The organism is Synechococcus sp. H55.11 (genome assembly GCF_047462475.1).
Taxonomy (GTDB): Bacteria; Cyanobacteriota; Cyanobacteriia; order Thermostichales; family Thermostichaceae; genus Thermostichus.
Map to the genome: position 1 here is coordinate 1 of NZ_JANSJI010000247.1, position 920 is coordinate 920.

The 920-nt window shown below is 64.2% G+C and carries 1 pseudogene; it reads left to right on the forward strand.

Annotated elements, in window-relative coordinates:
* Positions 1 to 920, forward strand: a pseudogene (locus NW853_RS09890) (type II secretion system protein); the annotation flags it as partial.

Below are 920 nucleotides of genomic sequence, written 5' to 3' on the forward strand. Positions count from 1 at the left end.
ACTACGGGAATTGGTCGGACTGGAGTCCTCAGTGCACCCAGCAGCAGCAGTGCAGCCGGGCCACCATCACCCAAACGCGCACCCGTACGGTTACGCCGCTCTGTACCAGCCAAGCTCCCTTCACCGAAACCCAAACCCAAACCATCACTTGCCAGCCGCCGGGTGCTACCTGCACCTATACAGATTGGACTCCTCAGTGCACGCTGGCCAACGGCGGCCTGACGATAACCCAAACCCGCACCGAGACCTGTAGCTCGAGCTGCGGAACCACCACCCGGCTGCAAACCCAAACGGTTACCTGCCCGCAGACTTGCAACTACAACTGGGGGCCCTGGTCGCCGGCTAGCTGCGACGAGGTCATCAACCAAATCGCCTGCGGCACAACCAAAACGTTTACCCAAACTCGGACGGGCACCCTCATCGCCAGCACCAGCAGCCCCACCTGCCAACAAACCAAGACGGAGACGCAAAATCTCACCTGCCAAGGGCGGCCTTGCGGGCCAGATAGCTTTGCGCCCGATGCTCCCGGCAAGAACCCCTTGGGCGAGTGGATGGCGGCCAAGCCCAACACGGTGGAGCTGCGCCCCGTGGGCGAAGTTCAAGCCGAGCCGGAGCCGGAGACGATCGGCGTCCACGACGTGGCCCAGGCTGCCGATGAAGGTGTAACCATTGCCCTGGAGCCGCGGCTTTCGCCAGTGCTGGAGGTAAAAGCAGGGGTGCCCAAGCCGCCCAAGTGGCCCAGCCCTGCCGAAGCCCTGCAGGCCGCCTTCAACTGGATCTTCGGCGAGCCGGCCTACGCCGCCCGCAACGGCCTGAAGGGCAATTTGCCCTCTCAGATCGCCAACCCCAGCAAAGAGCCGGGCATCCGCCCTGCCGAAAGCGGCGCTCCACCGATTGCCGGCAAGCCGGCTCCAAACACC